Source organism: Paramesorhizobium endophyticum (assembly GCF_014640615.1).
GTDB classification, from domain to species: domain Bacteria; phylum Pseudomonadota; class Alphaproteobacteria; order Rhizobiales; family Rhizobiaceae; genus Paramesorhizobium; species Paramesorhizobium endophyticum.
This window is the reverse complement of record NZ_BMHH01000032.1, coordinates 21198-28070: the sequence shown is the minus strand read 5'-3', so window position 1 is coordinate 28070 and position 6873 is coordinate 21198. Positions and strand designations below refer to the sequence as shown.

At 60.1% G+C, this 6873-nt stretch carries 6 protein-coding genes and 2 pseudogenes; 4 read left to right on the top strand and 4 right to left on the bottom strand.

Annotation, left to right across the window (positions count from 1 at the left end; genetic code table 11):
• Positions 1-354 (top strand): annotated as a pseudogene (locus tag IEX53_RS21955) (LuxR C-terminal-related transcriptional regulator); the annotation flags it as partial.
• A gap of 3 nt (positions 355-357) precedes the next feature.
• Here the strand turns inward: IEX53_RS21955 and IEX53_RS21950 are convergent.
• The 3 genes from IEX53_RS21950 to IEX53_RS21940 all read right to left on the bottom strand — a co-directional run bounded on the left by IEX53_RS21950 (position 358) and on the right by IEX53_RS21940 (position 3042).
• Complete coding sequence (locus IEX53_RS21950) at positions 358-666, bottom strand: transcriptional repressor TraM (RefSeq protein ID WP_188826314.1); 309 nt, start codon at positions 664-666, stop codon at positions 358-360.
• A gap of 313 nt (positions 667-979) precedes the next feature.
• A complete protein-coding gene (locus IEX53_RS21945; protein WP_188826313.1) occupies positions 980-1615 on the bottom strand; it encodes a TraH family protein in 636 nt (211 codons plus the stop codon).
• A gap of 32 nt (positions 1616-1647) precedes the next feature.
• Entirely contained in the window at positions 1648-3042 is a 1395-nt protein-coding gene (locus IEX53_RS21940; RefSeq protein WP_236016320.1) for a conjugal transfer protein TraB, read from the bottom strand.
• Positions 3043-3269: 227 nt separating this feature from the next.
• Between IEX53_RS21940 and traC the strand changes: the two are divergent.
• Together traC and traD are read left to right on the top strand one after the other, a co-directional pair.
• A pseudogene (gene traC / locus IEX53_RS21935) lies at positions 3270-3567 on the top strand (conjugal transfer protein TraC).
• Positions 3568-3571: 4 nt separating this feature from the next.
• Positions 3572-3787 (top strand): type IV conjugative transfer system coupling protein TraD, encoded by a 216-nt coding sequence (traD, locus tag IEX53_RS21930; RefSeq protein WP_188826312.1) that lies wholly within the window; start codon positions 3572-3574, stop codon positions 3785-3787.
• A gap of 231 nt (positions 3788-4018) precedes the next feature.
• Here the strand turns inward: traD and IEX53_RS21925 are convergent, their stop codons facing one another.
• Positions 4019-4396 (bottom strand): hypothetical protein, encoded by a 378-nt coding sequence (locus tag IEX53_RS21925; RefSeq protein WP_188826311.1) that lies wholly within the window; start codon positions 4394-4396, stop codon positions 4019-4021.
• 817 nt (positions 4397-5213) lie between these two features.
• Here IEX53_RS21925 and ltrA point away from each other — a divergent pair.
• Positions 5214-6695, top strand: a complete 1482-nt coding sequence (gene ltrA, locus IEX53_RS21920) for a group II intron reverse transcriptase/maturase (protein ID WP_188826310.1) — start codon at positions 5214-5216, stop codon at positions 6693-6695.
• The last annotated feature ends 178 nt before the right edge of the window (positions 6696-6873 follow it).

Below are 6873 nucleotides of genomic sequence, written 5' to 3'. Positions count from 1 at the left end.
TCTGCTTCGGCATTCCGGTTTCCTTTCAACTCAAGAAAACCTCTCCACTTTTCCGAAGCAAGTCCAGACCGCGAAATTGACCCTATCGAGGCTGCATCCGCAGTCGCGCAGCTTCATGCCCGCATCAATCTCGCAGATCCAACCCCAAGTGTCGAAGAGCCGATCGGTCTCGATCCCAAGGGGGCCGCCTACCTCAGTTGGATCGCCGTGGGCAAGACGATGGAGGAAGCGGCGGAGCTTGAAGGCGTCAAATACAACAGCGTACGCTCGAAGATTGCCGAAACCAAGAAACGCTTCGACGTTCACACCTTGACCCATCTGACCGCCGTCGCAATTCGCAGAAAGCTGATCTGAGCCTCAAATCACCGACACTTTTGGGATGTAGCCAAGAATGGTGACCAGCGTGTTCACCACATACATCTGCGCGTGCATCTCCATGCAGGCCTGGATGTAAAGGAGATGTTGAGTGCCGCCGGTCGCCTTACCGGATTTGTAGTCCTCCGGTAGTCCTTGGAAGAGCCGGTCGGCCTCATCGACCAGACGCCGATGAGTTCGAATAGCATCCACCGTTAAGCTCTCCAGATCAGCTTGGGAAAGACCCTGCGTCAGCCCGAACACGGGACGCATTTCGAGTTTATCTTCCGATTTCGGCGCGTCCGATGTCATTCGATCCAGTCTCCGGCTTGTCCGCGGTGCGCCCCCGCAAACGTAAATCCCTGATCCCAAGCCGGGGGTTGGAAACTGTCCTAGACAGTCCTGAGACCTTTAGCACCGAGGCGCCTGGACATACGTCACAGGCCCCCGGCCATAAGGTCAGAGGATTCTGGCGCTATCTCGGCCGACGCCAGCCGCTAGGAGGGGTTTCCACACCCCAGGGCAGCGCGTACTACCCTATCCGCCCTTATAGAGGGCGAAAGCTAATTTCGCCAGTGCAAACAGGCTCATAGTTGCGCATGAGGAGCGATGAGTTTCGCGAGTATCAAGGTCGTTTAGCACCGATGCTGGAAAGATCGACGCGAATGCCGGCTTTGTTCGGATCATCGTCACGGGCCTCATCCTGGAGAGGATCGGTCACCACGTCAGAATCTGCTGACTGCTCGACGGCATCGCTTGCAGACTTCTCCATATCGGGGTCGGGTTCAGGTATCTCTATTTCACCAAGGTTCGGTGCCTGGAATACTGCCGTTCCCTCGAAATACCCCGTCTGCCAGGCGATAATCGCGTCGTCGAACACCTGCGGCAGAACCTCCTTTTCAGTAGGATTCCCGTACCACTTCGTCACGATCCGATAAACGTTAGCGAACAGCGCCGTTCCCATCCGGAGATTGGCGCAGGCATCCACGAGGTCGGGCTTCAGTTCACCGGCCTCCATGACGCCGAGTCCGGCCGGATATTGTGTAATCCCGACGCGCACCATGTTGCGCCCGACATGCTGCCGAATCAGTTCCATCGCCTGGTCAGGCGTGGTGGGCTTCGGCACCAACACGACACGATTGCCAAAGCGGACCGTGACCGCCAACGAATCCTGCGACCCGGCCCGCTCGACGAATTTCTCAACGATCGCCGGCTTAAGCCCCGGATCGGCGCATTGCTGAATAAGGGCGGCGTCGACCATCCCGATTTCTCGCTTGCTTACATCTCGCTTGCTTACATATTGAAGGCCATGACGACCGGCATACCGAAAAGCTTCGCCCAAGCGGCCGCGCTGGCGCGCTGGATTGCAACGATTGAGGTGCGGGCGGTCCACCAGCCGTTTCCGGTCGCGACAATCAGGTCCGGCGCGTGGAGCATCGACTGAAGCACAGGCCAAAGAATGAGTTGCTCGTAGCAGATCAGCGGTGCGATCCGTGTGCCGGCCAGATCCACGAACGGGTTCGCGAAAAGATGCACTCGAGCCCCGCCGCCCTGCCCTGTCCAGGCCCGCCAAGGCTGCCACATGGAAACGGGAAGCGGCATGCGCTCGCGATAGAGGATGCGCGCCTCAGGCCCGGAGATCGCCACCATGACATTGTCGTAACCCGCCTGATCGATTACGGCCGCGCCGGCAAGAACAGTGACATCGAAACTACCTAAGCCCTCCTGCCAAAGCCGTGCGACGGATGGCGTCCAGAAGCCAATGGCGCTTTCGGGAAGGACGACGACACGGCTCCCCGCGCCCGCTTGCCGACGCACCGTTGCGATCAGGTCACGGTGATACTCGAGCGAAGCCTTGCGACCGAGGCTGGCACCGTATTCAAGGTCGACGCCTTTCCATCCATGCGGCAGGACGGGTTGCGTCCACGTTGCGGCGGACCAGAACCAGAAGCCTCCCAGGGCGATGGCCGCAGCCGGCCAGTATCGCGATGCCATCATCGCAAGGCCAGCCGCAGCCGCAGCCAGTCCCCACCATCCCCATCCTGGAAACAGCACGCCTGCCGACGTGATCGGATGCGCCCATCCAGTAATGCCGAAGGGCGGCAGCCCCATCAGCACCGCCGCCGCCAGATAGCGCGCCGCCCCAGCCCTGCCCCGATGCCCCGCTTCCGGTCGCTTTGCCCAGAGCGCGGCATCCTCGGTCAGCGGGCGCAGCGTCATCATCAGATGGATGTGCGGGTTGCCCGGATTGTCGTGATAGACCCAGTCCGCGACCATGCCCTTCGACAGGATCTGCCGTTCCACGAAATCCCGAACCAGCGCAATGTTCTGTTCAGCCAAAAGCTCCAGCGGCAGGGCGATGGTCAGATCCTTGGCAAGTTGCGCATCGGACCGCTTCTCGAAAGCCTCCACCTTGTTCCAGAAGGCTTCCGCCGCGCCCGCTGCTGATCGATCCGCGATCAGCATGCGGACCCATTCCGGCGCGCCCGGCGGCAGCACGAACTCCTCATGCAGGAGCCCTTGCTTGTGTGAATAGTCCACTGAACGGGCCTCGCGCTCGTAGTCCATCTTCGCGCAATGGCGGTACGCCGCAGACAGCACCGCGCTGCGACCGTCGCCGCGGCTGATGATGCTGACGGAGAAATGGGCGATGGCCACGACGACGCGGACTCCCGGTTGATCGATCAAAACAGGCCGTTCCCCGGGAATGGCGGCCCCGCCAGGGCCATTGAGCAATGCGTCGCGTCAGCGACGTATAATTGCGCCCTTGGAGCCGCTCCTTCGGAACGGCAGGGATGATCCACCAAAGTGTCGGCGTTGCCGACGTGCAAATCTGCATATTCCCTTGACGAGGCATCCGGAGGAGTTTTGGCGCCGCGCATGCAACACCAAAACCATCAAGGAGTGCTACCGGAATGAAGAAACCTTCGTCGAAGATCAGGGAAGATATCGCAAAGCTTCCAGGATCAGTTGAAGCAGGCCGAAACACGCGAGGCCGAGCGGATAGGCAGGGTCGCGCTGAAGGCTGGTCTCGGCGAAGTCGCGATCGAGGAGGCGGCGCTTCAGGCGGCGTTCGAGGACATCGCCAGACGATTTCGCGATGGCAGGGGTGCTGCGACCGGAAGGAAGAGTAGCACCGACGGCAGAGGCGACGGTGCTTCGTCCGCGACGGTCGAGGCTGGCGCGGCTGCGGGCATCGGTGACAAGGCTTGAGCGCATGCACCGCACGCAGTCAAGCGAAGCCCGGAAGAAGGACACACGCGAAAAGATCGAGCTGGGCGGACTGATCGTGAAGGCTGGTCTGCGCTACGAGAAGCGGGCGCTGCTGCTCGGCCTGCTGATCGACGCCAGCCGCCGCATGAAAGGCGACGACTCGGAGCGCTCGCGCCTGACGGCCATCGGCGCGGAGGCCTTCGGCCATGACGGCGAATAGGCTCTTCCTTGCAATCGTGCCCGCCACCATCATGCTTGCGGCCACAATCGCTATGCCGGGTGTCGAGCACTGGCTTGCGACGTTTGGAAGACCTGCCCCCTCATGGGGAGAGCATGAGAGAGGAGGCTTGCCCCCCTTTCGTAGCCGTGCCGGCCGGTCGATCCGGACGGCACGGCTCCCCCACACCGAAGCAAAGACGAGAGGCGGCAGGCGCCGCCTCTCGTCTGGATGTCAATCGGTATCGGGTCCCCAGGACGGATTGGTGTCAGGGTACACAATGCCTTGGGCATCCGGCAGCAATGCTCGCACGACCGCCCTGATTTCGTAGTAGCCAATTTTCGTGCGGCGCTGTGCGACGAGGATGCTGATTGCGGTTTCATCCGCCTCGATCGCCCGGATCGCTTCATCCATCCTGTCGAATGGTCCAAGGTTCTCGACCGGCTCATAGTCGCCGTAATCGTCGTTCCAGCCGCCGGCGATGTAAGTCGGCGCGGTTTCAAGGCGCTTGGCGGCCCGCTCGGCCTCCCGGATAAGGCGGAAGCCCTGCTTGCGCTGCCTCCAGTATTCCGCGCTGCCCCCGTCGATGGTGATGATCTTGCGCTGTGTCATAGAAATCTCCTTTCGTCTTTCTGACGGAAGGAGCCCGCACCGGCGCATCGAGGGGTCAAGGATCGCTTTGGCGACCGCCAACGGCGGCGAGCGGGGGAGCCGATTTTGTCGGCGGGCGCGCCCGAGTGGCCGGCGGCAAAATTGGGGGGACCGCTCGTCCTTGATGCCGGAGAGGCTGTGCTACAATGGGCAGTCGGGTGCGACCTAGAAAGTCGCATAAGTTTCTGTTTTACAGGAGGAATTCGAGAGATGAACTAACTGATAAAACCGGTTGTTCCATCAACCGTTCCCTACCCGGACATGCGGAGTTGGTAACGACTCGGTGTGAAGCTTCGGGGACAATGTAGCCACTGGATATCCGGTACACCAAGCCGCGAGGCGACGTGGAAACTGCCAGCACGAAGGCGGTGAGGCGCTAGGGACGGGCGGCAACGATCAACATATGTGAACCTCTGATAATCGTCGTGACCATTAACAAGCCAAACGTGCTGACAGGCTTGAACCAAAAGGTACGCAGCAAGGTGTGGTCTCCTCTGACTTGAGCCACCATGGACGGTGCGCTGCCGGCGAATAGGAGGGATCCGACCCGCTCAGAGACTTATGCGGAACAGGGTAAGCCCGTAGCGCTGCCGGAAACGGCAGGCGAACCGTAAGGAACGCTGTTGGCGCTGCGGGTAGAGGAAGGCGGAGAAAGCGAACGCCTGGCTGTAATGGCCGGGATACGGGCTGCAACATCGCCCGACACGAAAGTGGGCAGACTTCCGCCCGGTCATTCATGGTGAGAGAACATGACAAATCGCTGGACGGGGAGAAGCAGATGACGGCTACCGATGCGAAAACATCGACGGCTGGTGCGTCCTCGCACGAGGCACAGATGTGGGATCAGGCGAACTGGCCCTACATTGAGGCAACCGTGGAGCGACTTCAAGTACGTATCGCCAAGGCCACTCGCGAAGGCAGATGGGGCAAGGTGAAATCCTTGCAACGTCTGCTGACCCGCTCGCACAGCGGCAAGATGCTTGCTGTGAAGCGGGTTACGGAAAATCGTGGTAAGAATACGCCGGGGGTGGACGGAGCAATCTGGTCAACCTCGGCGGCCAGATGGAGGGGAATGACGACGCTACAGCACCGTGGTTATCGAACGATGCCACTGCGCCGCGTCCACATCCCGAAAAGCAACGGCAAGAAGCGCCCGCTCGGAATTCCTTCTATGCGGTGCAGAGCGATGCAATCCTTATGGAAACTCGCTCTGGAACCGGTGGCGGAGAGCCGGGCAGACCCGAATTCCTATGGATTTCGGCCCAAACGCTCAACAGCCGACGCCATCGGCCAGTGCTTCATCTCGCTGGCGAGACACGTTTCGCCAGCGTGGATTCTGGAGGGTGATATCCGTGGCTGTTTTGATGAAATTAGTCACGATTACATCCTCAAGCACATACCGATGGATAAGGGTGTCCTGCGAAAGTGGCTTCAAGCCGGATATATCGAAGAGGAAACCCTGTTCGAAACGACGGCGGGAACTCCCCAAGGCGGGGTAATTTCGCCGACAATCGCGAACATGGTGCTGGATGGGCTTGAAGCAGCGGCACACGCAAGCGCGGGTTCTTCGAAACGCGCGCGCGAGAAAGCCTGCCTGAACGTCATCCGCTATGCAGATGATTTTGTCATCACCGGCATTTCCAAGGAAACACTGGAGGACAAGGTTATGCCTGCGGTCAGGTTGTTTCTGGCCGCTCGGGGTCTGGAACTTTCGAAGGAGAAGACCAGAATAACGTACATAGCGGAGGGTTTCGATTTTCTGGGCCAGAACGTACGCAAGTACAACGGCAAACTCCTTATTACGCCGTCCAAGAAGAGCGTTAAATCGCTCCTCGACAAGGTCCGAAAGATCATAAAAGGTAACGCCACCGCCACGCAGGCGTCATTGATACATATGCTCAATCCGATCATTCGGGGTTGGGCCATGTATCATCGGCATTGCGTGGCAAAGGCAACCTTCTCTTTGGTGGACAACCGCATCTGGCGAATGCTTCGGAGATGGGCGGGCCGAAGGCACCCCAACAAGAGAGCACGATGGGTGCAGAACAAGTACTACCGGACTTATGGAAACCGGAACGGGGAATTTGGCACGGAAGACACCAAATATCGGCTATTCCGCGCAGCAACGGTCTCAATCACGAGGCACATCAAAATCCGCGCTTCGGCCAACCCATTCGATCCGGTATGGCACGAGTACTTCGCCCATCGTCGAGCCACGAAATCAACCGCCGAGTGGTCCGGTGCCACAACATGGTGCTGAAGAATGGCTTGAGCCGGGTACGGGGCGATCCGTACGCCCGGTTCTGAGGGGGCGGCGGGGCAGAAATGCCCCGCTGCTACCCGACAGAGAGAAGCCCCAGCGGCCCCGACCAGGGGGCGCGTCCGTATCTGGCCGGCAGGCCGGCACTGCACGCCGTAAGAAAAAAGGGCCTCCTCTC

What these genes read in the sequence shown, in the direction of transcription:
- IEX53_RS21945 (WP_188826313.1), bottom strand. Translation starts at nt 1,615, where the DNA reads ATGGTCGACGCCGCCCTTATTCAGCAATGCGCCGATCCGGGGCTTAAG.
- ltrA (WP_188826310.1), top strand. Translation starts at nt 5,214, where the DNA reads ATGACGGCTACCGATGCGAAAACATCGACGGCTGGTGCGTCCTCGCAC.
- IEX53_RS21950 (WP_188826314.1), bottom strand. Translation starts at nt 666, where the DNA reads ATGACATCGGACGCGCCGAAATCGGAAGATAAACTCGAAATGCGTCCC.
- traD (WP_188826312.1), top strand. Translation starts at nt 3,572, where the DNA reads ATGCACCGCACGCAGTCAAGCGAAGCCCGGAAGAAGGACACACGCGAA.
- IEX53_RS21925 (WP_188826311.1), bottom strand. Translation starts at nt 4,396, where the DNA reads ATGACACAGCGCAAGATCATCACCATCGACGGGGGCAGCGCGGAATAC.